Source organism: Ferranicluibacter rubi, from assembly GCF_011603255.1.
Taxonomy (GTDB): Bacteria; Pseudomonadota; Alphaproteobacteria; order Rhizobiales; family Rhizobiaceae; genus Ferranicluibacter; species Ferranicluibacter rubi.
The window spans coordinates 17181-43290 of the sequence record NZ_JAANCM010000011.1 but is presented as its reverse complement, the minus strand read 5'-3'; the positions used below and the strand labels follow the sequence as shown (position 1 = coordinate 43290).

Genomic DNA, 26110 nt, shown 5'->3' with positions numbered 1-26110 from the left:
ATGAAGGGTATTATTCTCGCCGGCGGCAGCGGTACGCGCCTGCATCCGATGACGCTGGTCACATCCAAGCAGCTGATGCCGGTCTACGACAAGCCGATGATCTACTATCCGCTGTCGACGCTCATGCTGGCCGGCATCAAGGACATCCTGATCATCTCGACCCCGGTCGACCTGCCGAACTTCCAGCGTCTGCTGGGTGACGGCAGCGCCTGGGGCATCAACCTCACCTATGCCGAGCAGCCGTCCCCGGATGGTCTGGCACAGGCCTACATCATCGGCGCCGACTTCGTCGGCTCGGATCCCTCCTGCCTCATCCTCGGCGACAACATCTTCTACGGCCACGGGATTACCGAGCTGTTCGACCGCGCAAGCGCCCGCACGGACGGTGCCACCGTGTTCGCCTATCACGTCGCCGATCCGGAACGCTACGGCGTGGTCGAGTTCGACAAGAGCATGAAGGCGCTCTCCATCGAGGAAAAGCCGCCAGAGCCGAAGTCCAACTGGGCCGTAACCGGTCTCTACTTCTACGACGCCGCCGTCGTCGAGATCGCCGCCAACCTCAAGCCCTCGCCACGGGGCGAACTTGAGATCACCGACGTCAACCGGGTCTACCTGGAGCGCGGCAATCTCAGCGTCGAACTGATGGGCCGCGGCTATGCCTGGCTCGATACGGGAACCCCCGACAGCCTGCTCGACGCTGGCGAATTCGTCGCCACGCTCGAGCGTCGCCAGGGCTTCAAGATCGCCTGCCCGGAGGAAATCGCCTACCTCAACGGCTTCATCGACGCCAACCAGCTGGAAGTGCTCGGCAAGAAGCTCGGCAAGAGCACCTACGGCAAGTACCTGCTGTCGCGCCTGCAGGACGGCAAGATCTAAGCGAAATCTCGACAATCCATCGAACATGAAGAGAGGCGCAGGCTGCAAGGCCTGCGCCTCTCTTCATTCATACGTCGTCCGGAACGACCGATCAGTCACCCGTCAGGCGTTGGTGTCGCGCAGAATCTCGAACAGGAACCAGACGCGCTTCTCGCCGTCGTCAATCCAGTTTTCGAGCAGGCTCGCCGTTGCGACGTCGCCATGCTCGTCGCAGACGTCATGCAGTTCCCGCATGCTCTGGACCAGGGCTCCGTTATCGTCGCGAAGTTCCGCCAGCATTTCGTGCGGATGGACGAAGTCGGCGTCGTTGTCCTTGATCCGCTGCTGACGGGAGATGTCGCCGATCGACTTCAGGGTCGATCCGCCGAGCTTGCGAACACGCTCGGCCAGCGGGTCGGTGATGGCGAGAAGTTCGGCACCGTGATCGTCGAGCAGCAGATGGTAGTCGCGGAAATTCGCGCCGGACATATGCCAATGAAAATTCTTCGTCTTCAGATACAGGGCGAAGACATCGGCCAGAAGGGCGGTCGCGCCTCCGGAAATGTCCTTCACACCTTCCTGCGAAAGTCCTGTCGGCGTCTTCAGGTCGGCCTTACGGCGCGATTTTACGGACTGGTCCATGGGTTCTGTTCCTTGTCTGGGGAGATCGTAAGGTTTCGACGATCGTGACGTAGAGGATATCATCGCTGGCGCGTACGGCCGGGGCAACAGTGGTTTCCGCGACAGGAAGAGGCGTTTGACCAAGTCTCGGCGCGCCGAGGCAGCAACGGATGACCGGCGCAAAAGTTCCCATCGAGCGAGCCGAAAGGTTGCACGCTGAATAAAACCTCAGGTTACGATCCCTTAAGCCTGCTCCTTTACGGCACCTTCGGGCCTTTCCGATATACGTCGGGGGAACGAAGAATGGACCCAGAACCATGCCGCTAGCCCTGCGTAATTCCCAGTCGAGCACCTATGCACGCGGCAACCTCGAAGACAGGTTGACACAGGCGCATCAGCGGATCGAGACGGCGTTTCTGGATGGCGGAGCCTCTCTCGTGGCCGTCATGGAGCTCGTGACCGGGCTCGTCGGCACACTCGATCGTGTCACCGGCGCATTGGACGGCGAGACAACCACGGCGGCGATTGCCGGTCTGCACCGGACGATCGCAGAGCTCGCCCGCCTGCCGGACATCATGGCAGAACGGCAATTGTCCTTCGACGAGATCGCCGATCTCTGCGCCGCATCGCGCCGCCATGTCGATGACATGCACGAGACCTTTCGCTACCTCAAGGTCTTCGCCATCACCGTCAAGATCACCGGTGCCGGCCTCGATGAGTTTGCCGATTTCGCCGACGAAATCCGTGACCGCATCCATTCGGGCGCCGGCGAGATCGAGCGTTTCGCAGCCGAGCTCAAATCCATGCAAGGCGAACTGTCCACCGCACGCAGCTTTTCCTCCTCCGTCCTCGGCGATTTTCGCGTCGCCATCCCCGAGATCGTCGCCAACCTCACCGGCAATGCGACCCGGCTGATCGCGCAGCACGCGGCCATGGCCAAGCGCGCCGGCGAGGTCAGGGCTGTTGCTGCCAACGTCCAGACGAAGATCGCCGCGGCGTTGTCTGCCCTTCAGATCGGCGACATCACGCGCCAGCGGATCGAGCATGTCCAGGCGAGCTTCACCCATCTCGATGCCTTCCTCGAAGGCGATGGCCGGCATCTCGGCAGTGCCGAGCGAGACGGCATCGCCGCCTGCGTCCTGCATCTGGCCCATGCCCAGCTGGAAGAGACACTGCTGGATTTCCGGAAGAAATGTGCCAGCGTCTTCACGACGATCTCGAGCTTCACGGCGGATGCTTCCCGCATTCTCGACCTCCGGTCGGAGCTTGCGGGCTTTCGCGACGCGCCGGACGAGGACATTCTGAAGGTCATCGCGCGCGACATTCGTCACGCCTGCGACCTTGCCGCCCGTGTCGAGGGTCGCAGCCGCGATGCGACGGCGCTCGTCGCTTCCGTCGTCGATGCCGTGCAGACGCTGATCACCGCGATCGAGATGATCCGGTCGATCAAGGTCGACATCCACTACATGGCGCTGAACTCCAACCTGCGATGCTCGCGGCTGGGCGATGCCGGTCGCTCGGTCAACGTCGTCAGTGGCGAACTGCGCACGTTTGCAGGCCGGCTGGAAGAGCCCGCCGACAATGTCGTCGCCGGCATGCGGCGGATCGAAACCTCCGCCGCCTCGCTTTCGTCCGGCAGCGGCTCGGAGATCGCGAATATCGCAATGCCGCTCGACATGGCCCTCCAGTCGATCTCCGCCGTCTCGACGCAGATGGATGAAAATCTCGACGCCTTCAACGAACAGGGCGATGCCGTCTTCGGAAAGATCGCTGCGGCCATCGGCGCGCTCGACTTCGAAAGCAGCCTCGGCACCGTTCTGGAAGCCTGCGTCGAGATGGCCGGCCGTTTCGCCGATGATCTGGGTGCACCCGTGCCGTCAGCGGCAGCGGCAAGCCTGTCGCAGACCATCTACCGGACCTACACGATGGCGCAGGAGCGCGACATTCACCTGTCGATCTTCCCGACGGAAGAGCTGGACACAGCACCTGCGGCGGCCGCGCCAGCTGCTGCGATGAGCGACGACGATCTCTTCGAAGACGCGTTGTTCTAGCCTCGACCCCCGTCAGGCTGCGTCGGCCTTGAGGGAAAGGTTGGACTCAGCGCCCCTCGCCCGGCCTTTCACCAGCGCCTGCACCTCGTCGGCATAGCGTTCCGCATTGAGGATCGCCTTGTCGAGATTGCTGACGCGGTCGCGGTTCATGAGATGCAGGAAGGTCTTGTACTCGAACATGTCGCGGAACGCGGCGCGCTCGATGATCGGGGTCGAGAGCATATGCACCGAGCGCTCCTGCAGCAGCATCTTGACGGCGAGAAGACCGCGTGTGGTGACCATGGAATTGACCCGCGAGAGAACCACGGAATGGGGAATGCGGATGCCGGCCTTGCGGTCGAGATAGGACAGCAGCTCCAGAACCTGCGCCCCGCCCTGCGCATCCATGGAACTGCCCTGTATGGGGATCAGCACGTGATCGGACAGGCCGAGCGCGGTCGCCAGCAAGGGCGACTGGGCGCCGGGGAGATCGATGATCACGTAATCGGCGGAGCGATATTCCTCGACCGTGCGCGGCAAGGCCGAGAGCGAAACGAAGGTGGCGACCGTCAGGTTGGCGACGGGATCTGCGGCCTCGAACCAGCGGGAGATCCAGCGTTGCGGATCGGTGTCGATGATCGCCACGCGATGGCCACGCCGCACGAGTTCCGTCGCCAGAAGCAGCACGGCCGTGGTCTTGCCGGCGCCGCCCTTGGTATTGGCGAAAGTGATGATAGCCATTGCAAACCCCGTTTCCGTCACAGAGCTTGTCATCGCCCGTCCCGACCGCCGCTCACATGGCGTCCGGAACGAGTTTTGCGGCGTCATGGTTAAGGCCGGGTTAAAACAGCTAGCGACGCCTGTCCTCGGAGAGGATTTCCATGGCGATCTGTCCGAGCGGCACGATCCGGTCGACGCCGCCACGGGCGATCGCTTCCTTCGGCATGCCGAAGACGACGGACGTCGCTTCGTCCTGGGCGATCGTGAAGGCGCCGGCCTGATGCATTTCCAGCATGCCGCGCGCACCGTCGTCGCCCATTCCTGTCATGATCGCCGCCATGGCATTGCTGCCGGCCGCCCGCGCGGCCGAGCGGAACAGTACATCCACCGACGGGCGATGACGCGAGACGAGCGGCCCGGGCCGGACCGAGACGTGATAGCGCGCACCCTGCCGCTCCAGCATCATGTGGCGGTCGCCGGGTGCAATCAACACATGGCCGCGCAGCACCGGGTCGCCATCCTCGGCCTCCTTCACCTCCACCTCGCAAAGCCCGTTCAGGCGTTTGGCGAAGGCGGCGGTGAACTTCTCCGGCATGTGCTGGACGATGACGATGCCGGGCGCATTCGACGGCAGCCGTTCGAGCAGTTCGCGCAACGCTTCCGTGCCGCCTGTGGAGGCGCCGATGCAGACGACCATTTCCGTGGTACGCGCCATGGCCCTGCCTGAGGGCGGCGGCAGCATGGCATCGGCCGTCAGCTTCTCGCTGGGTCCGCCTGCAGATGCCGACACGACGCGTCCGGCCTTCTGCCGGACGCGCGCCTGGGCCGCACTCTTGACAACGTCGCAGATCCGGGCCGCCTGTTCGGCGAGATAGTCCGCCGCGCCGATCTTCGGCTTCAGGATGACATCGACGGCACCGGCTTCCAGCGCCTGCATCAGCGTTTCCGTACCCGTCTCCGTCAGCGATGAACACATGACGACGGGAATGGGCCGCTGCGACATCAGCTTGCGCAGGAAGGTGATGCCATCCATGCGCGGCATCTCCACATCCAGCGTGATGACGTCGGGAATTTCCTCCTGGATGCGCTTGGCGGCCATGAACGGATCCGAGGCCGCGCCGATGACGGTAATGCCCGGGTCGGATTCCAAAACGGCCGTCAGCGTCTGCCGGACGCTGGCGGAATCATCAACGATCAGGACGCGGATCTGTTTGCCGGGCACAGGCTATTCCTTCACGAAGACGGTATTGGCAAGCTGGCGGACCGGCAGGTTCATGCCGGTGATCGACTCGGAATGACCGATCAGCAGATGCCCGCCGGGAAGCAGGCAATCGACCAGCCGGTTCAGCACATGCATCTGGGTCTTCTTGTCAAAGTAGATCAGCACGTTACGGCAGAAAATCACATGCATCGGCTCGCCGACACGATAGACGTCGTCCATGAAATTCAGCCGCATGCAGCCGACGCGGGAGCGTAGCTGCGGCACGATGCGCACCTCACCGCGCGCCGGGTCCCGAGCGGTCATGACGAAGCGGCGGCGCAGATCGGCCGGAACCGGCCGGATCATCTCCTCCGTATAGATACCCTTGGTCGCGACCTCGAGAACCTGTGTCGAGAGATCGGTGGCCAGGATCGAGTAATCAGGGCCGTTGCAGGTCTGCCGGTAGTCCTCCAGCACCATCGCCATCGTGTAGGGCTCCGCACCCGTGGAACAGGCCGCACTCCAGGTGCGGACGCGCCGCACGCCCTGTTCCTTCAATCCCGGCAGGATCGTCTGGCGCAGAATGTCGAAATGGTTCGGCTCGCGGAAGAAATCCGTCTTGTTGGTGGTGACGGCGTCGATCAGGTGGATCGCCTCGCGCTCGATCCCATGCCCGTCGAACAGAAAGTCGCAATAGGCGTCGAGCGTTTCGATGCCGGTGGCGCGCAGCCGCCGCCGCAACCGGCCTTCGAGCATGGTGGCCTTGCTCTGCGGCATCTTGATGCCGCTATAGTCGTAGATATAGGCGCCAAGCCGTTTGAAGTTGCGCGCACTCAGCCGTCCGCCTTCCGTAGAGGAAGCGCCATGACGGGAAGCGTTTTGATAGGAAGCGGCCTGTGTCACGGAAAAGATGCTCCTGGGATGGCGGGCCTTGCCGTGCTCATGCGACGCTGCGCTCCGGCAGGCCTGTCGCGGCAAGCGCCGATCCGCTATCCGAAAACAGCCGGGCAAGATCGATGATGACGACGAAGCCGGTTTCGCGGCGGACGACACCGCGGATGTAGTCCGACCGCCAGCGCACGCCGATATCGGGCGCCTGCTCGATGCTGTCGCGCCGGAAGGGGGTCACCTCGAACACCTTGTCGGCCACCAGCCCGAGGGCGAGATCCTTCTCGCCCAAGGGAATGTCGAGCACCAGAATGCGGGTGTGCGGCGTGCGCACGGTGGGCGTCATGCCCAGCCGCAGGCGCAGGTCGATGATCGGTACGCCTTGGCCGCGCACGTCGCGCAGGCCCATCAGGTAGTCGGGCCCGTGCGGGATCTTGAACGGGTCCTCGTGGTCCAGGATCTCCCGGACCACGGTGACGGGAACGGCAAACAGCTCTTCCCCGAGGCTGAAGGTGACGAACTGGGACTCCGCAGGCATATGGTCCATCTCAGGCGCTCTGCTTGAAGTCGGCGTCGTCGGCGTCCGGGCCGCCCATTGACATATCCAGCGCAAAACCCTTCACGCGGGCCTGCTGGGCAGAAACGCTCTGGCGGGGGGCGGCAGCTGCCGGCTTGCGCGGGGCGGCGGCCGGGCGTGCCGTTGCCCCATGATGGGCCGCATGATGCGTGGACCGCTGGGGAGCGGCGGCGATCGGGGCCGGCTGATGCTTGTGCGAGACGTTGTCCACCCGGAAGAAGGCGATGGAGGCCTGAAGCTCCTCGGCCTGGGCGGCCAGTTCCTCTGAGGTCGCCGACATCTGCTCGGAAGCACCGGCATTCTGCTGCGTCACCTTGTCGAGCTGCTGGATCGCCTCGTTGATCTGCGAGGCCCCGATATCCTGCTCGCGGCAGGCAGCCGAGATCTCGGCGATCAGTTCGGCCGTCTTGCGGATGTCGGGCACGAGGCGTCCGAGCATGTCGCCGGCTTCGGTCGCCACCTGCACCGTCTCGCCGGAGAGACCGCTGATTTCGGCGGCCGCCGCTTGGCTGCGTTCGGCCAGCTTGCGCACTTCGGAGGCAACGACCGCAAAGCCCTTGCCATGTTCGCCGGCACGGGCCGCTTCCACGGCGGCGTTCAGCGCCAGCAGATCGGTCTGGCGGGCGATTTCCTGAACGATGGAGATCTTCTCGGCAATCGTGCGCATGGCGACGACAGCGCGGGCAACCGCAGCACCGCTGGCTTCTGCATCCTTGGACGACTGGCGGGCGATCTTCTCCGTCTGGGCGGCATTGTCGGCGTTCTGCTTGATGTTAGCCGCCATCTCTTCCATCGAAGCGGAGGCTTCCTCGGCGGACGAGGCCTGCTCGGTTGCGCCCTGGCTCAGCTGTTCGGAGCTCGAGGACAGTTCCTGGCTGCCCGAGGAGACGTTGTCGGAGGCCGACAGCGCATCGCCGACAACGCCGCGTAGGCGCTCGACCATCAGCTGCAGGGAGCTGCCCAGAATGTCCTTGTCGGAGAGGGGCTTCGGCGTGTTCGTCAGGTCGCCATTGGCGATCTGGTCGGCGGACTTGGCCGTTTCGCGCAGATTGCCGGTCATGACCATGACGGCATCGACCACATCGCGGATCTCGTCGTTCGTCTTGACGGAAACGGTCTGGTCGAGGTCACCGATGGCAACGGCTTCGGCCATGATGCGGATCTTCTTCAAGCCGCTATTGATACCCATCGCAATGATGGAAGCGACGGCCGTGGAGATCAGGAGCATGGCAACAAGACTGCCGATCAACACGTTGCGGGAGAATTCATACTGCGCGTTGGTCGCCTGATCGGTCGTGGTCAGGTCGGCGGCGATCTGGTCGTTGAGGCCCGAGAGGGACGTCAGCAATGCCTTGGTGACCTGGGCACCGTCGCCCATCGAAATCTCGCCCGCGCGGCGATTGCTGTCGGGCGTGTTCTCCTTCGCGAGTTGCAGAACGCCGTCCTGCATCTTGACCCAGGCCGGATAGGTCGCTTGGAAATCAGCGACCTTCTGCCGGATGAGCGGATTCGTTTCGCGGTCGAAGCTCTTGACGATCCGGGCGATCGTTTCGCGCTGTCCGGTGACGGACGATACGTAGCCTTCGATCAGCGACGCATCGGTGTTGATGATGGCGTTCTTTTCCTGCTGGATGGATGTCAGAACGGCATCCGAGAGATCGCTGGAATCCCTGAGGTTTGCCGCAGGTCCCTGGATGATGTCGGTGATCGAACTGTTCAGCGAGGACAGGTTGACGATGGCAAGCACCGCCATGCCGCATGAGAGAAGAATGAGGAAGCCGAACGCGCCGGCCAGTTTCAGTTTGATCGTCATCCGCATCGGGATTTCGCTTTCGTGGATAGGGTGAAGAGTGACGGATATGAAAGGTCGGCCGAATGTCGGAATCGGTGTAACCGGAGCCCTAGCCCGTGAAGAGCATTCCCGTCGGAGTGACATCGACCGAGAAGATCTTCTTCAGGTTCGGCACGATGATGAACTCGCCGTTTCGCTTGACGAGGCAGTCGATGAAGTCGGCACGCCAGCGCATGCCGATGCTGGGCGGCGGTTCGCTGGATGCCTGGGCAAGGGTGGTGACTTCGTAGACCTTGTCGGTGCGGATGCCGACGAGGCAGGGCTCGCCGTCGATGTCGAGCTGGACGACGATGATGCGGCTGTCGATGGTCGCTTCGCCCGCCTCCATGCCGAAGGCGAGGCGAATGTCGGCCAGCGGAATGACCTTGCCGCGGAAGTTGATGACGCCGCCGAGAAAGGCCTTGGCGCCGGGCACCCGCGTTTCGGGCAGGAGGTCGAGGATCTCCTGGACCACCGTCGCCTCAATGGCGAAGGTTTCGCCATTGAGATTGAAGGTCAGGACGGCGACATCCTCGCGGTCCCTCCAGAGCAGGTCGGTCTCGTGTTTCCTGATATGCTTGTTCATCCGGCAGCCCGCAACTGCGCCTCCTGCTGCTGGCCAACGGTCACGAGATGCGTGACGTCGAGGATCAGCGCGACATTGCCGTCGCCGAGAATGGTGGCGCCCGAGAAGGTGACGACGTCGTGATGCAGCTTCGACATTGCCTTGATGACGGTCTGGTGGTCGCCGATGATCTGGTCGACCACGAGCCCGACGCGCTCGTTGCCCGTGGAGATGACCACCATCTTCTGGTAGCGATCCGGCGGGGTGCCGGTGCGAAACAGCTCGCGCAGCCGCAGGAAGGGCACGAGGTGATCGCGCAGCGAGATGAAGCTGCGACCGCGCGAGCGCAGGTCCTCCTCGGCCGACAGTTCCAGGCACTCTTCCACTGCCGAGAGCGGAATGACGTAGGAGCCCGTGCCGACCCGAACGAGAAGCCCGTCGATGATGGCGAGCGTCAGCGGGATGCGCAGCGAGATCTCGGAGCCTTCGCCCGGCGTGCTTTGCATGTCGATGACGCCGCGGAGCGCCTCGACCGTCTTCTTGACGACATCCATGCCGACGCCGCGGCCGGAAAGACTGGTGATCTGGGCGGCTGTGGAAAAGCCCGGCTGAAGAATCAGCTGCAGCAACTCCTGATCGAGCAGCATCTGACCGGGCTGGATGAGGCCGGAGGCCTCGGCCTTGGCGCGGACGCGCTCGCGGTCGATGCCGCGCCCGTCGTCGCGAATGGTGATGATGACCTCGCCGCCGGCCTGACGGGCCGACAGCGTTACGCGGCCGGCGCGCGCCTTGCCGGAGGCCAGGCGGTCCTCGGGCATCTCCAGCCCGTGATCGATCGAATTGCGCACGAGATGGACGAGCGGATCGGCCAGGCGCTCGATCACCGTCTTGTCGACCTCCGTGGTCTCGCCTTCGGTAACGAGCTCGATCTCCTTGCCGGTTTCCCGGGCGAGATCGTGGACGAGGCGGCGGAAGCGGCCGAACAGGCTGCCGACCGGCACCATGCGCAGCACCATCATCGTGTCGCGCAGCTCGCCCGACAGACGCTCGACGTCTTCGGAGACCGAGCGCAGCTGGATATCGGCACTGACGCCGGCCAGCTGCGACAGACGGGACTGGGCGATGACGAGCTCGCCGACGCGGTCCATCAGCTCGTCCAGCCGTTCGGCGGGAACGCGGACGTTCTCGGCCGCGGGCTTCGTCTGCTTGGCATCGGCGATGGCAGGCGCGGTATTGACGGCGCGCGCCGGCTCGGATGGTGCAGCGTCGGCGAGAGGGAGCGCGACGGATGTCGGGGCCAAGGCTGGGGTTGGTGCGGAGGCGACGGCCGGGGCCGGCGCGGAAGAGACCTCTTCAAGCACCATCTCCATATCGTCCATGACGAAGATGAAGACGTCCTCGATGGCGGCGCGCGGCTGCGGCTGTGTCGTCGTCAGCTCCACCGTCCAGCCGATATGAAGGTCGTCGGGCTCGATCGCGTCGAGGCTCGGAATGGCGGAGGTATCGGCCTTGATGGTGCAGTCGCCGAGATCGGCCAGTTCGTCGAGCAGGCCGAGGGGATTGGTGCCGTTCGCCATGGCATTGACCGGCAGGCGGAAGCGCAGCCGCCAGCGCGTGGCCGCCGGCGCGGCAGCAGAGGAGGTACCCGCAACGGCCGCCGGCAGCGGGGCCGCGACGACACAGCCCTGCGCAGCCTTGGCGCCCACGGCCGCCTGCAGCTTTGCCAGCAAGCCGTTTCCGGTCGCCTCATGGTCGCCGTTCGGCGTGTCCACCAGCGCCTTCATGTGATCCTGTGCTTCCAGCACCGCCGCCACGAGCTCGGCCGTGGCCGGCACCTCGCCCTTGCGCACCCGGTCGAACGCCGTCTCGCAATGGTGGGTGAAGGCCGCCAGCGCCTCGAAGCCGAACATGGAGCCCGACCCCTTCAGCGTGTGGAGACCGCGAAACACGGCGTCGATCTGCGCTTGGTTCGACAGATCGCCGAGGAGGTCGAGAAGACCCTCCTCGATGACGACGAACAGCTCGGCGGCCTCCATGCGAAAGACCTGCACAGGATCCATCAGGTTCATTTGCCCAACACCTTCCGGGTGATCTTGACGAGCTGCTCGGGATCGAACGGCTTGGTGATCCAGCCCGTCGCGCCTGCGGCCTTGGCCTGGGCCTTCATCTCGGCATCCGACTCGGTCGTCAGAAAGATGATCGGAATGCCGGTATGGGCGGGCGAGGCGCGTAGTGCCTGGATCATGGCAAGGCCGTTCATGTTGGGCATGTTCAGGTCGGTGACGATCATGTCGAAGCGGCCGCCTTTGGCCTTGGCCAGACCATCGACACCATCCACGGCCTCGGTCACCTGATAGCCGGCACCCGTCAGCGCGATCCGGGTGGTCATCCGGATGCTGGCGCTGTCATCGACGGTGAGAATATGGGCGCTCATTGCATCTGTTCCTTGCCGTGCAGCCAGAACCGGCTGTCTTGCGGGGTCATGTCGGTGAGAAATCCGCCGCGCGCGAGCGTCGACAGCAGGCTGCCTTCAGCGGGTCTTGAGAGGGAAAAGCTGCGGCCGAGCGTCTCGGCATAGCGCCGCGAGGCTTCGAGAAGCTGGATGAACGAAAGATCGGCTTCAGCAGCTTCCGGAACATCGATGACAACGTCGCCGGGGTGCTCGAAAGCAGTCCGCAGCATTTCGGCAATGTCTCGGGATTGGCGAATGGTCAACGCAACCGGAAGCACAAGAGGCACCGAGGGCATGGGATCTTGAACAGACATACGAGGAGAACCTTAACGACGGGCGCGGCAGAGCCCACAGCCGCGTCCCCATGAGGGACAGGAATGTTAATGGCGGTGCCGGTACGGCACCGTTCATGCATTTAGGAGGCACGGGGAGGTGCCGAGGTCGAGAAAAATGGGAAATGATCGGGCACTCATGACGATCCGCTTCATGCGGATCAGGAGCCGGTTCCCCGGGCCGATCTGATAGAGAGAACTTTCCCTCAAGAGCGTTAAAACCGGTTTAATGTGGCATTCTAATTAATTTATATTTTTATTTACGATCTTTTACACAATCTAAAGAAGTATTATTTTGTCAATTATACACCTGAAAGAAAGACCTGCTCCACGCTTGCGATGTCCCTTCGAAAGCAATGGTTGCCCATCCGGAAACGGATCCCTTGACATGCGTTCAAAAATAGAACATTTAGAGAACAAATCAGGAGATGGTTCGAGATGGCAATAGCAGAGAAATTCATTGTCTTGCCCTTCAAGAAGGTCCGCGGCGGCGTTGCCCCCGGCGAGATGCGCCAGGCGTCGAATGCCGTCAGCGCCGAGAAGATCGCAACCTCCATGTCCACCCGCTTTCCCGGCGTGGCGGCCTATGCGGTCAAGGTCGACGAGGAGTCCGGGGACATGAGCGATCCCCGCCTGATCATCCAGTTCGGCGAGGTTGCCGATCTCGCAGCAGCATGAGGTATGCGATGGATAAGCAGATCGAATTGCGCGAAAGCGTCCGGATCCTGATCGCCCAGGGCGAAGCCGCCCGCCAGCGTGCGGAGGCCCACCGCGAACAGACCCGCATCAAGGTTGCCGCCATGGCCTCGCGCCCTGGCGAGAAATATCTGGCCGCCATGCGCCAAGCCAAGGCGGCGACGAGCCACTGAGGCGGGCAGCCGGGCTTACCCGCCTCTAGGAAGCGACCCACGTCACGACATTCGCATCGCCGCCGTTTGCCATCCGGACGAACCGCCTTAGGTCTCCCTGAATTACCCATATCAGGACTTCCTCAGAAGGCGACGACATCCATGAAGCGCGAGACGATCGACGAGCTTGCACGCCGGCACGGTATCGGCGAAACACGACCGAGCCCTGAGAAGGACGAGGTTACGGTCTCCACCGAGACGAAGATCAAAATTCTCGAGGCGCTGAACGTCGATCTCGATGCCCCCGAGCAACCGGGCAAGCCCTTGGTCGGGCAGAAGACCGCGACGACGAAAACCCTGCCCGCCTCCTACCTCCCGCCCTTCCTCGGAAAAACCCGCGTCTGGGGCGTGACGCTCGAGCCCTACGCGCTTCGCTCGTCCCGCAACTGGGGCATCGGCGATTTTCAGGATCTCTGCGATATCGCCCGCGTGTTCGGTCCGCTCGGCGCCGACTTCATCGGACTGACGCCGCTGCACGCGCCGTTCCTCGCCGACCCCGATCGTTGCAGCCCCTATGAACCCTCCAGTCGCCAGCGCCTGAACCCGCTCTATATCGCCGTCGATCGCGTTCCCGGTTATGAGCCGCATCCGGATGTGGAGCGCAGGGCAGCCGAATTGCGGGAAACCACGCTGGTCGATTATGTCGGCGTCTGCAGCCTGAAGCTGGAAGCGCTGCGCAACATCTGGGCAGGCTGGACGCCCGAACAGAACGGATCATCCAACCCCGAGAATTTCGAGACCTTCATCACGCGCGAGGGCGCGCCTCTGCGTCTCCACGCGCTGTTCGAAGCCCTGTCCTTCACGATGTCGGCCCAGGGCCTCGGCGCCGGCTGGCATGCATGGCCGGAGAGCTTCAAGGACCCGGAGAGCCCTGACGTCGCAGCCTTTGCCGAAACGCACGAGGACGAGATCCGCTTCCATATGTGGCTGCAATGGCTGGCGCACGGCCAACTCGACGCGGCCTCCGAGGCTGCGAAAGCAGCCGGCATGCGGATCGGACTCTATCTCGATCTCGCGGTGGGCGAAGCGCTCGATGGCGCCGCCACCTGGGGCGAGCGCGATCTCTACGTCTCCGCGGCCACCGTCGGCAGCCCGCCGGATCCCTTCGCGGCCGAAGGACAGGACTGGCATCTCGCCGCCTTCCAGCCGGCCGCCATCGCCAGCGGCGACCCCTCGCCCTACCAGCGCATGGTAACCGCCGCCATGCGCTATGCCGGCGCCATCCGCATCGATCACGCCGCGGCCCTGCGCCGCCTGTTCCTTGTCCCGCTCGACCTCAAGCCGGATGGCGGCGCCTATGTCGAATATCCGGAAAAGGATCTCCTCGGCATTCTCGCGGAAACCTCCGGGCACCATGAATGCCTTGTCATCGGCGAGGATCTCGGCGTCCTCCCCGATGGCCTGCAGGACGACCTCACGGAGGCACGCATCCTCTCCTACCGGATCCTCTCCTACGAGCGCACCGAAGACGGCTTCAAGCCGGGGCAAGAGTATCCGGCACTGTCGCTCGCCTGCATCTCCACGCATGACCACCAGACGCTCGCCGGTTGGTGGCGTGGTGCGGATATCACCACCCGCGCCGAACACGGCATCCTGCCGCCGGATATCACCAAGGCGCATCAGGAAGAGCGCAAGACGGAGCGGAAGGATCTGGCACGGGCACTGGACGACGCGGGTATCAAGCAACCTCCCCACCTGCCTCCGGGTTCGGCACAGGATCAGGCCTTGACCCGTATCGTCATCGACGCCCACCGCTTCATCGCCAGGACGGCATCGGCGCTCTCTGCCGTGCGTCTCGCCGATATGACCGGAGAGAAGAACCCGACCAACGTTCCGGGAACGAGCGACAGCTATCCGAACTGGAAGCCGAAGCTGTCCTTGGCGCTCGAAGCCCTGTCCGAAGCGCCGCTTCTCGTCGCCATATCCACGGTCATGCGGGAGGAACGCCCGCGGTCGTAGGATGACGTTTGCGCGTGGCTGACGGCATCGTTCTGCCATGATCGGCAAGACGATGTGGAACAAGCTTGGGGTTCGCACGGTTCTCGATGAAACAACGCGAGACAGCCCATGAATGTTCATTCGCTAGCCGAAGCACACACACCTGTCATCACGCCGCCGCGGATCTACTACGTCCACCCCCTGCAATTGCGGGGGATGGAGGCGTGGGACGCGGCCTTTGCGCATGCTGCGACGCTCGGTTTCGACACGGTACTATCAGCACCCGTCTTTCAGAAGGGTGAGACAACCAGCCTGTTCGTCACGGCCGACTTCGAAAAGCTGAACCCGGAACTCGGGCTTGGCGAGAGCGTCGAGGACGGCGTGTCGGCTCTGGTCGATGCCGCGCGGCGACATGGCCTCTCCCTGATGCTGGATCTCGTCGTCGGACGCGAAGCAGATACACATTCCGACACAAGCGGCTCCGTCGATCCGCGTATCTCGCCCACCGTCGCCGGCAGCCGGGCTGTCCACGCACATGACGCGGACTCGGAAGCCACGCTGATCACCACGTGGGCGGATCGCATCCAGACGCTCGCCGACGCCGGTGTCAGCGGCTTCCGCTGCGTCGGCCTTGCTGCCATACCGGCGAATGCATGGCGGACGCTGATCTCGAACGTTCATCAGCGTCAGCCGCAGGTCCGTTTCCTCGCCTGGACGCCGGGCACGACCTTCGAAGATCGTAAAGCCCTTGCCGGAGCCGGATTCGAGGCCAGCTTCTCGTCGCTCGCTTGGTGGAACCTCAGGGATCGCTGGCTTCTCGACGAGTACGAGCTTCAGCGGAATTTCGGCTACCAAATCGCTTTTCCCGAAGCACCGTTCGCCAAGCGCATCGCCCATGGCACGGAGAGCATCGAGATCCTGAAGCGGCACGCCATCCGCACGCTCGGCCTCTCCGCGACGATCGGCCAGGGCATTTTGATCCCGATGGGCTTCGAGTTCGGCGCATCGACACCGCTGAACCCGATGCATGGTCATGGCAGCGGCATCCGCGCCCTGAAATCCCAAGGCGCCTTCGACATCTCCTCCGAGATACGATCCCTCAACGAACGGCTTGCTGCCGCAACACCCTCGGCTGCAACGCCGCTCACCCTGATTGCCGGCAGCGCGACATCCGTGAGCGCTCTCGTTCAGGGCGATCACGCGGACCTTCGTCAGGCTGAGACCGTGCGCGTCATCGTCTGCAACCGCGATCTTCGCCGGAGCGCCGCAGCACCGTTCAATGCGATCCGCGAGGCGGCATCCGCCTTCCTGCCGCTGTGCGATATCGCCCGACCCGAACGCGCGCTCGATGCCGATGTGCGGCTTGCACCGGGCGAGCTACGCATCTTCGAGGGCACGGCGTCCAAGCCGATCCTCATGGCAGGCGCCGCTATGGATGCGCGCGCGGCCGCTGATACGCCGCGTCTGGCCATCGAGAAAGTCGCACCTGCGGTTGATGACGGCCGCTTCCCGGTAAAGCGCGTCGTCGGCGATGTCGTGAAGGTGGAAGCCGATATCTTCGGCGACGGCCATGATCCGCTGGCAGCCGTCCTGCTCTGGCGTCCGGTGGATGCGCAGGAATGGACAGAAGTTCCGATGCAGTTCGTCATTAACGACCATTGGAAGGCGGAATTTACCCTGAAGCGCATGGGTCGCCACGAATACGTCGTGGAGGCCTGGCGCAACCCTTACGCTATCTTCCGCTATGAACTCGGCAAGAAGCACGAGGCCAATCTCGATCTGACGCTGGAAATCCAGGAAGGCATCAACTTCATCAAGGCCGCAGAAGAACATGGCCCCCAGCGGGTTCAACCCGAACTGAAAGCGCTTCTTGCAACGCTGGCGGACGAGGATGCGGACGCGAAGACCAAGCGGCTGCTGGCACCGGAAACCTTCGCCCTCATGGCCCGCGCAGACCGCCGGCCGTTCAGCGTCCGCTCCGCCGTCATCCCCGTCGATGCCGAGCGGAAGGCAGCTGGTTTTGCCAGCTGGTTTCAGGTCTTCCCGCGCTCGCAGAGCGGCGATGCGAACCGTCACGGTACGTTCGATGATGTCATCGGCCGACTACCCGCCATCCGTGAGATGGGCTTCGACGTCCTCTATTTCCCGCCGATCCACCCGATCGGCACGACGAACCGCAAGGGCCGCAACAACACGCTGACGCCCAGCCCGACAGATCCCGGCAGCCCCTATGCCATCGGCTCGCCGGATGGCGGTCATGATGCCATCCATCCGGAACTCGGCACGCTTGAGGATTTCCGCAGGCTGGTCGCGGCTGCCGCCGATCACGGACTCGAAATCGCGCTCGATCTCGCCATCCAGGCCTCGCCGGATCACCCCTGGCTGAAGGATCACCCCGGCTGGTTCGACTGGCGACCGGACGGCACCATTCGCTATGCCGAAAACCCGCCGAAGAAGTACGAGGACATTGTCAACGTTGATTTCTACGCGAAGGACGCCGTGCCATCGTTGTGGGAGACGCTGCGCGATGTCGTTCAGCACTGGGTCGATCAAGGCGTAAAACTCTTCCGCGTCGACAATCCCCACACCAAGCCGTTTCCCTTCTGGGAGTGGCTGATCGCCGATATTCGCGGCCGTCATCCCGAGGTCGTGTTCCTATCGGAAGCCTTCACCAAGCCGAAGGTCATGTACCGTCTGGCGAAAGTCGGCTTCTCGCAGTCCTACACCTACTTTACGTGGCGCAACGAGAAGTGGGAACTCGAAGAGTACATGCGGGAAATTACGACGCAGGAGCCGAAGGAGTTCTTCCGCCCGCACTTCTTCGTCAACACGCACGATATCAACCCGGACTTCCTGCAGAACGCGCCGCGCCCGGCCTATCTCATCCGCGCCGCGCTCGCCGCAACGCTGTCGGGGCTCTGGGGCGTCTATAATGGCTTCGAGCTTTGCGAAGGCCGGCCGGATGCCAAGCGCAAGGAATATGCCGACAGCGAGAAGTACGAGATCCGGGCATGGGACTATGACCGGCCGGGCCACATCAAGGGCGAAATTGCGCTTCTGAACCGCATCCGCCGCGAGAACCCGGCGCTTCACTCGCATCTCGGCCTGACGCTGCTGCCCGCCTGGAACGACAATGTCATGTTCTTCGAAAAGGCCAGCGCCGGCCGCGAGAACGTGGTGCTGATCGCCATCAGCCTCGATCCGAACGCGACGCAGGAAGCGGATGTCGAAGTGCCGCTCTGGTCATGGAACCTTCCCGACGACGGCTCGCTTCCGATGGAAGACCTCATTGCCAACCGGGCCTTCACCTGGACGGGAAAAATACAACGCATCCGCCTCGATCCGTCGATGCCGTTCGGCATCTGGCGGGTTCGATAGGGAGGAACCGACATGGATATGCTCACCGATCAGGCTGAGGACGACAGCCGCACCCGCCCGCACGCGCATGGCGAAAGCGGCTCTTCTGACCCGCTATGGTATAAAGACGCGATCATCTACCAGCTGCACATCAAGTCGTTTCACGATGGAAACGGCGATGGCATCGGTGACTTCAAGGGTTTGCAGGAGAAGCTCGACCATATCTCGTCGCTGGGCGTCACCGCGATCTGGCTACTCCCCTTCTTCCCGTCGCCGCGACGGGACGATGGCTATGACATTGCCGACTACGGCGATGTCAGCCCCGATTACGGCACGATGGACGAGTTCCAGGCCTTCGTGGATGCCGCTCATGATCGGGGCATTCGGGTCATCATCGAACTGGTCATCAACCACACCTCCGACCAGCACCCGTGGTTCCAGCGTGCCCGCAACGCGCCGGCAGGCTCCCCCGAGCGTGATTTCTACGTCTGGTCGGATACGGACCAGAAGTTCCCGGAAACCCGCATCATCTTCATCGATACGGAGAAATCCAACTGGACCTGGGACCCGGTGGCCGGCGCCTATTACTGGCACCGCTTCTACTCCCACCAGCCGGACCTGAACTTCGACAACCCACAGGTCCTCGAAGAGCTGTTGTCGGTCATGCGCTTCTGGCTGGAAACCGGCATCGACGGCTTTCGGCTGGACGCCATCCCCTACCTGATCGAACGCGAGGGGACCAACAACGAGAACCTGGCCGAAACCCACGACATCCTGAAGCAGATCCGCGCGGCGCTGGATGCGAGCCATCCGGGGCGCATGCTGCTGGCCGAAGCCAACCAGTGGCCGGAAGATACCAACGAGTATTTCGGCAGCGGCGACGAGTGCCACATGGCATTCCACTTCCCGCTAATGCCGCGCATGTACATGGCGATCGCCAAGGAAGACCGCTTTCCGATCACCGACATCATGCGCCAGACGCCCGATATCCCGGAAAATTGCCAGTGGGCGATCTTCCTGCGCAATCATGACGAACTGACGCTCGAAATGGTGACGGATGCGGAGCGGGACTACCTCTGGAATATCTACGCCGCCGACCGCCGCGCCCGCATCAATCTCGGCATCCGCCGTCGCCTCGCGCCGCTGATGGAGCGCGACCGCCGCCGGGTCGAGTTGATGAACGCGCTCCTGCTCTCCATGCCCGGCACGCCCGTCATCTATTACGGCGACGAGATCGGCATGGGCGACAATATCTATCTCGGAGACCGCGATGGCGTGCGGACGCCGATGCAGTGGTCGCCGGATCGCAATGGCGGCTTCTCCCGCGCTGACCCCGCTCGCCTCGTCCTCCCCCCGGTGATGGATCCGCTCTATGGCTACGAGGCCGTGAACGTCGAGGCGCAATCGGCGGACGCGCATTCGCTCCTGAACTGGATGCGGCACATGCTGGCGCTCCGCCGTCGTCACGTCGCCTTCGGCCGCGGCACGCAGCGCTTCCTCAAGCCCGGCAACCGCAAGATCCTCGCCTATCTCCGGGAGTATGAAGGCGACACGATCCTCTGTGTTTTCAACCTCTCCCGCCTGCCGCAGGCCGTCGAACTCGATCTCTCCGAATTCGAGAACCGCGTACCGATTGAGCTGACCGGCATGTCGCCCTTCCCGCCCATCGGCCAGCTCACCTATCTCCTGACCCTGCCACCCTACGGCTTTTTCTGGTTCCAGCTGGTTGCCGAAGCAGACGGCCCGACCTGGCGCAACGACCCGCCGGAACAACTGCCCGATTTCGCGACCATGGTGCTGCGCCGCGACCTTCTGGAAGTGGTCGAGGAGCCGCGTCTGTCAAACGTCCTGTCGCGCGATGTCCTCCCCTCCTATCTCGCCAAGCGCCGCTGGTTCGGCTCCAAGGGCGAAACGCTGCATAGCGCCAGGATCGTCAGCGCCGTGCCCATGGGCTTCCCGCACGACATCCTGCTCGGCGAACTCGAGGCGGAACTCGAAGGGCATACCGAAACTTACATGCTGCCGCTCGCGATCGCCTGGGACGATGCCAACCCGCCGGCTCTCGCCCAACAGCTGGCGCTTGCCCGTCTGCGGCAGGGTCGCCGTGTCGGCTTCCTGACGGATGGCTTTGCGGTCGAAGCCTTTGCCCGCGGCGTCCTCAAGGGGCTGCGCGAACGCACCCAGATCTCCGGACGCAGCGGCACGCTGGAGTTCATTGGAAGCGACCAGCTCGATGGCATCGACGTGCGCGACGATCTGCCGATCCACTGGCTGTCGGCCGAGCAGTCCAACAGCTCGCTGATCGTCGGCGATATCGCGATGACCAAGCTCATCCGCCACATCTTCCCGGGCATCCATCCGGAAGTGGAGATGACGCGCTATCTGACCAGCGTCGGCTACGCCAACACCGCACCGCTGCTCGGCGAGATCGCCCGCATCGCGCCGGACGGCACGCGCTCGACGCTGATCATCATTCAGGGCGCCATCCGCAATCAAGGTGATGCCTGGACCTGGATGCTTAGCACTCTGCGCCGCACGCTCGACGATACGCTGACCTCCGTTTCCGACATCGCCCCCACCGATGTGCAGGAAGGCCTATTCTCGCCACTGATGGACTTCGTCTCCAACGTCGGCACGCGCCTGGGCGAACTTCATGTCGCCCTGGCGAAACCGACTGAGGATGAGGCTTTCGCCCCCGTTCGTGCCGGGACGAACGACATCGAAGACCTGCGCCGTCAGGTGATCGGCCAGATTTCGGACGGTCTCGATATCCTCGACGGCGCGCGTGCCGACGTCGATCCGGCGCTTGGCGGCGAGATCTCAAGACTGGTCGAGGGGCGCGAGACCCTGCTCGCCTCCATCGGCGCGCTCGCAGATCGTGCCGCGGACACGCTCATGATCCGCAACCACGGTGACTTTCACCTGGGCCAGATCCTCGTCGCAGAAGCCGATGCCTATCTCATCGACTTCGAAGGCGAGCCGGCCCGGAACCTCGACGAGCGCCGCGCAAAGACCAACCCCCTGCGCGATGTCGCCGGCCTGTTGCGGTCGCTGAGCTACCTCGGTGCAACGGCCGAACTCGACAATGAGGCGGTGACCGACCCGAACGACGACCGAAGGACGGTACTCATCCGCGCCTTCATCGAAAAGGCCGAGGCGGCATTTCTGTCGAGCTACTTCACGGTGACCGAAACGTCGGACCACCTGCGCATGCCGGAAGCGATCCGCACGCAGATCCTCGACCTCTTCCTCTTGGAAAAGGCGACGTACGAAATCGCCTACGAAGCCCGCAACCGGCCGAAATGGCTGCCCATCCCGCTCGCTGGCTTCTCCGCCATCGTTCGCCGACTTTCGGAAAGTAACGCCTGATGCTGGAACGCCTTGATCTTCTCCAGGGTATCGACCACGATGCCATCACCGCCCTCATCGATGGACGCCACGGCGACCCCTTCGCCATTCTCGGCCCTCATCCGCATGCCGACCGGACCATCGTCCGCGTGCTGATGCCGGGCGCCGTCGGGATCGACCTTCTCGATCCGGCAAGCGGCGCCGTCGCAACGAGCCTTGAACTCGTGCATCCTGCCGGCCTCTTTGCGGCCCTGACCGACCTTCCCCGTTACCGGCTGCAGATCACCTGGCCAGAAGCCGTGCAGGAAACCGAGGACCCCTACGCCTTTGGCCCGCTGCTCGGCGATCTCGACCTGCACCTCTTCTCGCAGGGCACGCATTACAGTCTCGGCCGAACGTTTGGTGCGCGGGTGATGGATGTGGATGGCATCGAGGGCGTACGGTTCGCCGTCTGGGCACCGAATGCGCGGCGCGTGTCCGTCGTTGGCGACTTCAATGCCTGGGATGGACGCCGCAATCCTATGCGGCTGCGCCCTTCCGCCGGTGTCTGGGAAATCTTCATCCCGCGCCTCGGCAAGGGTGAACGCTACAAGTTCGAGATCGTTGACGCCTCCGGCACCGTTCTGGCGCAGAAGGCGGACCCGATCGCGCGCGCGAGCGAGGCAGCCCCCGCCACCGCCTCCATCGTTGCCTCCGCATCGCCTTATCCCTGGACCGACGAAGACTGGATGCGCCGGAAGACGGAGATCCGCGACGGGGAAGCGGCCATTTCAGTCTATGAGGTCCATCTCGAATCCTGGCTGCGGATCGCCGAGGACGGAAACCGTCCGCTGGACTGGATCGAGCTCAGCCAGCGACTGATCCCTTATGCCGCACGGCTGGGCTTCACCCATATCGAGCTGCTGCCGATCATGGAATATCCCTTCGGCGGCTCCTGGGGCTACCAGCCGCTCGGCCTCTTCGCGCCGACCGGGCGGTACGGCACGCCGGAGGATTTCTCCTATTTCGTTGATCGCTGCCACGCGTCCGGCATCGGCGTTATTCTCGACTGGGTACCCGCTCATTTCCCCACCGACGTCTGGGGCCTCGCCCGCTTCGACGGCACCGCTCTCTACGAGCACGAAGACCCGCGCGAGGGCTTCCACAAGGACTGGAACACGCTCATCTACAATTTCGGCCGCAACGAGGTGAAGGGGTTCCTGATCGCCAGCGCGCTCGAATGGCTGGAGGAATACCATGTCGATGCGCTGCGCGTGGATGCGGTCGCCTCCATGCTCTACCGCGACTACAGCCGCAATGCCGGCGAGTGGATTCCGAACGAATATGGCGGGCGGGAGAACCTCGAAGCCGTAGAGTTCTTCAAGCATCTTAACAGCATCGTGCACCAGCGTTGCCCGAATGTCCTGATGATCGCCGAGGAATCGACTGCATGGCCCGGTGTGACAGAGCCCGTCGAGAATGGCGGCCTCGGCTTCGACTTCAAATGGAACATGGGCTGGATGCACGACACGCTCCATTACATGGAGGAAGACCCGGTCTACCGGCGCTACAATCATGGGCAGATGACGTTTGGCATGGTCTATGCTTACTCCGAGCGCTTCATGCTGCCGTTGTCCCACGACGAGGTCGTGCACGGCAAGGGTTCGCTTCTCGGTAAGATGCCGGGTGACGCCTGGCAGAAGCTCGCCAATCTGCGCGCCTATTTCGGCTTCATGTGGGCCCATCCTGGCAAGAAGCTGCTCTTCATGGGCGGCGAGATCGCGCAGGAAACGGAGTGGAACCATGACGCCTCGATCGTCTGGGATCTGCTCGACCGGCTGGAACATGCCGGCATGCAGCGGCTCGTTGGCGACCTTAACCGTCTCTATGCCGCGGAACCGGCCCTGCAATATGGCGACCTGCATCCCCAGGGCTTCGACTGGGCGGTGTCGGACGATGCCGAGCATTCGATCTTCGCCATGCTGCGCATCAACGAGGACAGAACCTCGATGATCCTTGCCGTCTCCAACATGACACCGGTGCCGCGCCAGGGATACCGGATCGGCGTGCCCATGGAGGGCCATTGGGAAGAGGTCTTCAACAGCGATGCAGGCGTCTATGGCGGCTCCAACCTCGGCAATGTCGAGGCGTGGACGGAGCATCACCCCGCCCATGGCAAGCCGCAGTCCCTGTCGCTGACGCTGCCGCCACTGTCGACGATCCTGCTCAAGTGGCAGGCCTGACACCGTCCCGTGATCCGATGCGCCAATCCGTCGCTGACCGATCCCGCCGCCTGCCATTGACGGCAGGTGGCGGGATCGGCCAAGATGCGGCATGTCCAACCATGATCTCGACCACCACGCCCCGCCTTCCCGCCGGGCGAAAATCATCTTCGCAGTGCTTGTCGGCATCGTCGTCCTCGCCACCGTCAGCAGCATGGCGACCTCGATCGTCCTCTATCTGAAGAGCGTCTGACCGGCGAATTTGCCCCGCGTAAGAGCGAAGCGCACGCGGGCCTTATCGTATCCTCCTAACACTTGATGTTTTCGACACGCGAAAGCTGTCGGAACTCTGCGCCACAGCATGCGTTGACGGGCAGATTCCTTGGGAATCGACACGTTTGTCTGCATGTCAGGAGCATTCTCATGAAAGCCACGGCCGCGCTCGCTTTCTTCCTCACCGTCGCCATGACGCTCTTCGTTGCGGGATTTCTCAGCGCGTCCGCCCTGATGGCGAAGCCCGCGACGGAAGCACTTGCCAATATCAGTGTGGCCGACCTCTGGTCGTCCGAGCCGAAGCGCGTCTCGACCGCCGACCGTGGGCTTGAGCGTGCACCCGCCGCACCGCCCGTGGATCTGGCATCGTCCGACAACCTGACCGTCGCCCAACCCGTCATATTGAGGAACAACGCTTCCGCCGAGATCGACAAGACCCAGCCGGGCGCGCCGAGCGCGGACACCGATCTGGCACTGGAACGCGACCCGGCCATCGGTAACCCCGAGCATCAGGCATGGTGCGAGCAACGCTACCGGTCCTACAGCGCAGACGACAACAGCTACAGCGCCTATAGCGGCGACCGGAAGGCCTGCATCTCCCCTTATATGGATGTGGCTTCCACCAACGATATCGGCCGGATGTCGCCCTCCTCCGACGCCGTGACCGACGATCACGTGCGCCAGTGTCAGGCGCGCTATTCGTCCTACCGCGCCTCGGATAACACCTACCAGCCCTATAGCGGACCACGCCGCACCTGCGTGACCAACTAATACGCCAACGCGAACACATCCAAGACAAGAAAAGGCAAACTCCGTCCATGACAGGCAGACGCATCGTCGTCATCAGCGACTTTCAGGACGGGCATCCGGATGACGCTCCCCTCCCAACGGTGGAGGAAGCGCGCGAAGCCTGGGCGTCGGGACGGCGCGGCGACATACCGGAAATGGTTGCCAACCGCGATGATATCGCTGTCGATGGCGGCTATATTGAGCGCCTGCCGCTCGCCTGCCTGAAGGCGGGCCTCGTCGATAGCGCCGAGATCTGGACGCACTGGCGCGGCGGCCATCCGCCGGAGACACGTGCCGGCCCAAGCTCGCACCTCAAGCGCCGCGTTTTCCGAATGAACGGACCGGATGCCCCTTTCGCATCCAACGACATGCTCGGCCATATCGCCGCCTTCGGCGCGCCGCACATCCTCTGCGTCTGGGGTCTTGGTGTCAGCGAGGAGATCCTTCTCGCCTGTCGCGACAGTTTCAAGATCTACAATTCGATAGATGCTCCGGCCCTGCGCATTCCGCCGGAGGTCAGCCGGTATTTCGACCTCATCCTGACAGGCGCCCAGTGGCAGTCGGACGCCGTGCACGAACGACACCCCGACATGCCGACCGCGATCCTGCCGATCGGGCCCGAATTTGCCTCGGACACGACGTTCCATCCGCTCGACATGCCGAAAACCTACGACATCATTTATGTCGCCGCCGCTCAAAGCTATAAACGCCACGACATCCTGTTCGATGCCATGGCGAAGCTGCCGCGCTCGCTACGAGCGCTCTGCGTCTGCGGTTACGGCGAACTGACGGACGCGTTCCGACAGCAGGTCGCCGAACGCGGTATCTCGGTCGATATCATCGACCCGCCGGGCGTGCCCTTCGAGGAGGTCAACCGACTGATGAACACGGCGCGCATCGGCGTCGTCTGCGGTGTCGATGACGGAGCGCCCGCGATCCTGACGGAATACATGCTGGCCGGCCTTCCCGTTCTTGCCAACAGCGCGCTCTCCTGCGGCGGCCAGTTCATCACGCCCAAGACCGGCCGAACGGCTTCGGCGGAAGACTTTCACCTTGCGATCGCCGACATGCTGAAAACACTTTCGAGCTTCGATCCGCGCGCTGTCGTCCGGGCAAACTGGACATGGCCGCACTCGATCCGAAGGCTGGAAGCTCTGATGTCGCCGAGTGACAAAAAAAGACCGCCTACCCCTGGAACCTAGAGAGGTCCAAGCAGTTCCCTGC

21 protein-coding genes are annotated in these 26110 nt (G+C 63.4%); 11 read left to right on the top strand and 10 right to left on the bottom strand.

What is annotated here, in order from left to right:
* The gene (rfbA, locus tag G8E10_RS19265; RefSeq protein ID WP_110800894.1) at positions 1-876 is read left to right on the top strand and encodes a glucose-1-phosphate thymidylyltransferase RfbA; all 876 of its coding nucleotides are present in this window, start codon (positions 1-3) and stop codon (positions 874-876) included.
* Between the two features lie 102 nt (positions 877-978).
* On the opposite strand, the gene G8E10_RS19260 is transcribed toward rfbA, so the two are convergent.
* Positions 979-1497: a Dps family protein gene (locus G8E10_RS19260; RefSeq protein WP_110730283.1), complete on the bottom strand. Its 519-nt coding sequence runs from the start codon at positions 1495-1497 to the stop codon at positions 979-981.
* Between the two features lie 296 nt (positions 1498-1793).
* Between G8E10_RS19260 and G8E10_RS19255 the strand changes: the two genes are divergently transcribed.
* Complete coding sequence (locus G8E10_RS19255; RefSeq protein ID WP_110800896.1) at positions 1794-3527, top strand: chemotaxis protein; 1734 nt, start codon at positions 1794-1796, stop codon at positions 3525-3527.
* A gap of 12 nt (positions 3528-3539) precedes the next feature.
* Here the strand turns inward: G8E10_RS19255 and G8E10_RS19250 are convergent, their stop codons facing one another.
* From G8E10_RS19250 to G8E10_RS19210, 9 genes are all read right to left on the bottom strand, one after another.
* Positions 3540-4247, bottom strand: a complete 708-nt coding sequence (locus tag G8E10_RS19250) for a ParA family protein (protein WP_110800897.1) — start codon at positions 4245-4247, stop codon at positions 3540-3542.
* A 109-nt stretch (positions 4248-4356) separates the two neighbouring features.
* Positions 4357-5448 carry a protein-glutamate methylesterase/protein-glutamine glutaminase gene (locus tag G8E10_RS19245; protein WP_132715304.1) on the bottom strand — a complete coding sequence of 364 codons (1092 nt, stop codon included), beginning with the start codon at positions 5446-5448 and terminating at the stop codon, positions 4357-4359.
* 3 nt (positions 5449-5451) lie between these two features.
* Positions 5452-6330 (bottom strand): CheR family methyltransferase, encoded by an 879-nt coding sequence (locus G8E10_RS19240; RefSeq protein WP_207901572.1) that lies wholly within the window; start codon positions 6328-6330, stop codon positions 5452-5454.
* A 37-nt stretch (positions 6331-6367) separates the two neighbouring features.
* The gene (locus G8E10_RS19235) at positions 6368-6862 is read right to left on the bottom strand and encodes a chemotaxis protein CheW (RefSeq protein WP_110800899.1); all 495 of its coding nucleotides are present in this window, start codon (positions 6860-6862) and stop codon (positions 6368-6370) included.
* 1 nt (position 6863) lies between these two features.
* Positions 6864-8711, bottom strand: coding sequence for a methyl-accepting chemotaxis protein (locus G8E10_RS19230; RefSeq protein WP_167130359.1), 1848 nt, complete (start codon positions 8709-8711; stop codon positions 6864-6866).
* Positions 8712-8793: 82 nt separating this feature from the next.
* Positions 8794-9309: a chemotaxis protein CheW gene (locus G8E10_RS19225; protein WP_110800901.1), complete on the bottom strand. Its 516-nt coding sequence runs from the start codon at positions 9307-9309 to the stop codon at positions 8794-8796.
* Entirely contained in the window at positions 9306-11357 is a 2052-nt protein-coding gene (locus G8E10_RS19220; protein WP_167130358.1) for a chemotaxis protein CheA, read from the bottom strand. The genes G8E10_RS19225 and G8E10_RS19220 overlap by 4 nt, the downstream gene beginning before the upstream one ends.
* Entirely contained in the window at positions 11354-11722 is a 369-nt protein-coding gene (locus G8E10_RS19215) for a response regulator (RefSeq protein ID WP_092930607.1), read from the bottom strand. Before G8E10_RS19215 ends, G8E10_RS19220 begins: the two co-directional genes overlap by 4 nt.
* A complete protein-coding gene (locus tag G8E10_RS19210) occupies positions 11719-12036 on the bottom strand; it encodes an STAS domain-containing protein (protein WP_281517696.1) in 318 nt (105 codons plus the stop codon). The genes G8E10_RS19215 and G8E10_RS19210 overlap by 4 nt, the downstream gene beginning before the upstream one ends.
* Positions 12037-12510: 474 nt before the next feature.
* Here G8E10_RS19210 and G8E10_RS19205 point away from each other — a divergent pair, with 474 nt between their 5' ends.
* The 9 genes from G8E10_RS19205 to G8E10_RS19165 all read left to right on the top strand — a co-directional run bounded on the left by G8E10_RS19205 (position 12511) and on the right by G8E10_RS19165 (position 26088).
* Positions 12511-12750 (top strand): hypothetical protein, encoded by a 240-nt coding sequence (locus tag G8E10_RS19205; protein ID WP_092930611.1) that lies wholly within the window; start codon positions 12511-12513, stop codon positions 12748-12750.
* 8 nt (positions 12751-12758) lie between these two features.
* On the top strand, positions 12759-12941 hold the full coding sequence (locus G8E10_RS19200; RefSeq protein ID WP_062475557.1) for a hypothetical protein: 183 nt from the start codon (positions 12759-12761) through the stop codon (positions 12939-12941).
* Positions 12942-13082: 141 nt separating this feature from the next.
* Complete coding sequence (gene malQ / locus G8E10_RS19195; RefSeq protein ID WP_167130356.1) at positions 13083-14939, top strand: 4-alpha-glucanotransferase; 1857 nt, start codon at positions 13083-13085, stop codon at positions 14937-14939.
* Positions 14940-15047: 108 nt separating this feature from the next.
* Complete coding sequence (locus G8E10_RS19190; RefSeq protein ID WP_167130355.1) at positions 15048-18296, top strand: maltotransferase domain-containing protein; 3249 nt, start codon at positions 15048-15050, stop codon at positions 18294-18296.
* An 18-nt stretch (positions 18297-18314) separates the two neighbouring features.
* Entirely contained in the window at positions 18315-21644 is a 3330-nt protein-coding gene (treS, locus tag G8E10_RS19185; RefSeq protein WP_167130432.1) for a maltose alpha-D-glucosyltransferase, read from the top strand.
* Entirely contained in the window at positions 21644-23845 is a 2202-nt protein-coding gene (gene glgB / locus G8E10_RS19180) for a 1,4-alpha-glucan branching protein GlgB (protein WP_425530854.1), read from the top strand. The genes treS and glgB overlap by 1 nt, the downstream gene beginning before the upstream one ends.
* A gap of 91 nt (positions 23846-23936) precedes the next feature.
* A complete protein-coding gene (locus G8E10_RS19175; protein ID WP_165917091.1) occupies positions 23937-24077 on the top strand; it encodes a hypothetical protein in 141 nt (46 codons plus the stop codon).
* A 170-nt stretch (positions 24078-24247) separates the two neighbouring features.
* Positions 24248-24868 carry a BA14K family protein gene (locus G8E10_RS19170; protein ID WP_167130354.1) on the top strand — a complete coding sequence of 207 codons (621 nt, stop codon included), beginning with the start codon at positions 24248-24250 and terminating at the stop codon, positions 24866-24868.
* Between the two features lie 47 nt (positions 24869-24915).
* Positions 24916-26088: a glycosyltransferase gene (locus G8E10_RS19165; RefSeq protein WP_167130353.1), complete on the top strand. Its 1173-nt coding sequence runs from the start codon at positions 24916-24918 to the stop codon at positions 26086-26088.
* The last annotated feature ends 22 nt before the right edge of the window (positions 26089-26110 follow it).

Bases quoted from the DNA above. Each gene is read 5' to 3' on its own strand.
- rfbA (WP_110800894.1), top strand. From the start codon at position 1: ATGAAGGGTATTATTCTCGCCGGCGGCAGCGGTACGCGCCTGCATCCG.
- G8E10_RS19260 (WP_110730283.1), bottom strand. From the start codon at position 1,497: ATGGACCAGTCCGTAAAATCGCGCCGTAAGGCCGACCTGAAGACGCCG.
- G8E10_RS19255 (WP_110800896.1), top strand. From the start codon at position 1,794: ATGCCGCTAGCCCTGCGTAATTCCCAGTCGAGCACCTATGCACGCGGC.
- G8E10_RS19250 (WP_110800897.1), bottom strand. From the start codon at position 4,247: ATGGCTATCATCACTTTCGCCAATACCAAGGGCGGCGCCGGCAAGACC.
- G8E10_RS19235 (WP_110800899.1), bottom strand. From the start codon at position 6,862: ATGGACCATATGCCTGCGGAGTCCCAGTTCGTCACCTTCAGCCTCGGG.
- G8E10_RS19230 (WP_167130359.1), bottom strand. From the start codon at position 8,711: ATGCGGATGACGATCAAACTGAAACTGGCCGGCGCGTTCGGCTTCCTC.
- G8E10_RS19225 (WP_110800901.1), bottom strand. From the start codon at position 9,309: ATGAACAAGCATATCAGGAAACACGAGACCGACCTGCTCTGGAGGGAC.
- G8E10_RS19220 (WP_167130358.1), bottom strand. From the start codon at position 11,357: ATGAACCTGATGGATCCTGTGCAGGTCTTTCGCATGGAGGCCGCCGAG.
- G8E10_RS19215 (WP_092930607.1), bottom strand. From the start codon at position 11,722: ATGAGCGCCCATATTCTCACCGTCGATGACAGCGCCAGCATCCGGATG.
- G8E10_RS19210 (WP_281517696.1), bottom strand. From the start codon at position 12,036: ATGCCCTCGGTGCCTCTTGTGCTTCCGGTTGCGTTGACCATTCGCCAA.
- G8E10_RS19205 (WP_092930611.1), top strand. From the start codon at position 12,511: ATGGCAATAGCAGAGAAATTCATTGTCTTGCCCTTCAAGAAGGTCCGC.
- G8E10_RS19200 (WP_062475557.1), top strand. From the start codon at position 12,759: ATGGATAAGCAGATCGAATTGCGCGAAAGCGTCCGGATCCTGATCGCC.
- malQ (WP_167130356.1), top strand. From the start codon at position 13,083: ATGAAGCGCGAGACGATCGACGAGCTTGCACGCCGGCACGGTATCGGC.
- G8E10_RS19190 (WP_167130355.1), top strand. From the start codon at position 15,048: ATGAATGTTCATTCGCTAGCCGAAGCACACACACCTGTCATCACGCCG.
- treS (WP_167130432.1), top strand. From the start codon at position 18,315: ATGCTCACCGATCAGGCTGAGGACGACAGCCGCACCCGCCCGCACGCG.
- glgB (WP_425530854.1), top strand. From the start codon at position 21,644: ATGCTGGAACGCCTTGATCTTCTCCAGGGTATCGACCACGATGCCATC.
- G8E10_RS19175 (WP_165917091.1), top strand. From the start codon at position 23,937: ATGTCCAACCATGATCTCGACCACCACGCCCCGCCTTCCCGCCGGGCG.
- G8E10_RS19170 (WP_167130354.1), top strand. From the start codon at position 24,248: ATGAAAGCCACGGCCGCGCTCGCTTTCTTCCTCACCGTCGCCATGACG.
- G8E10_RS19165 (WP_167130353.1), top strand. From the start codon at position 24,916: ATGACAGGCAGACGCATCGTCGTCATCAGCGACTTTCAGGACGGGCAT.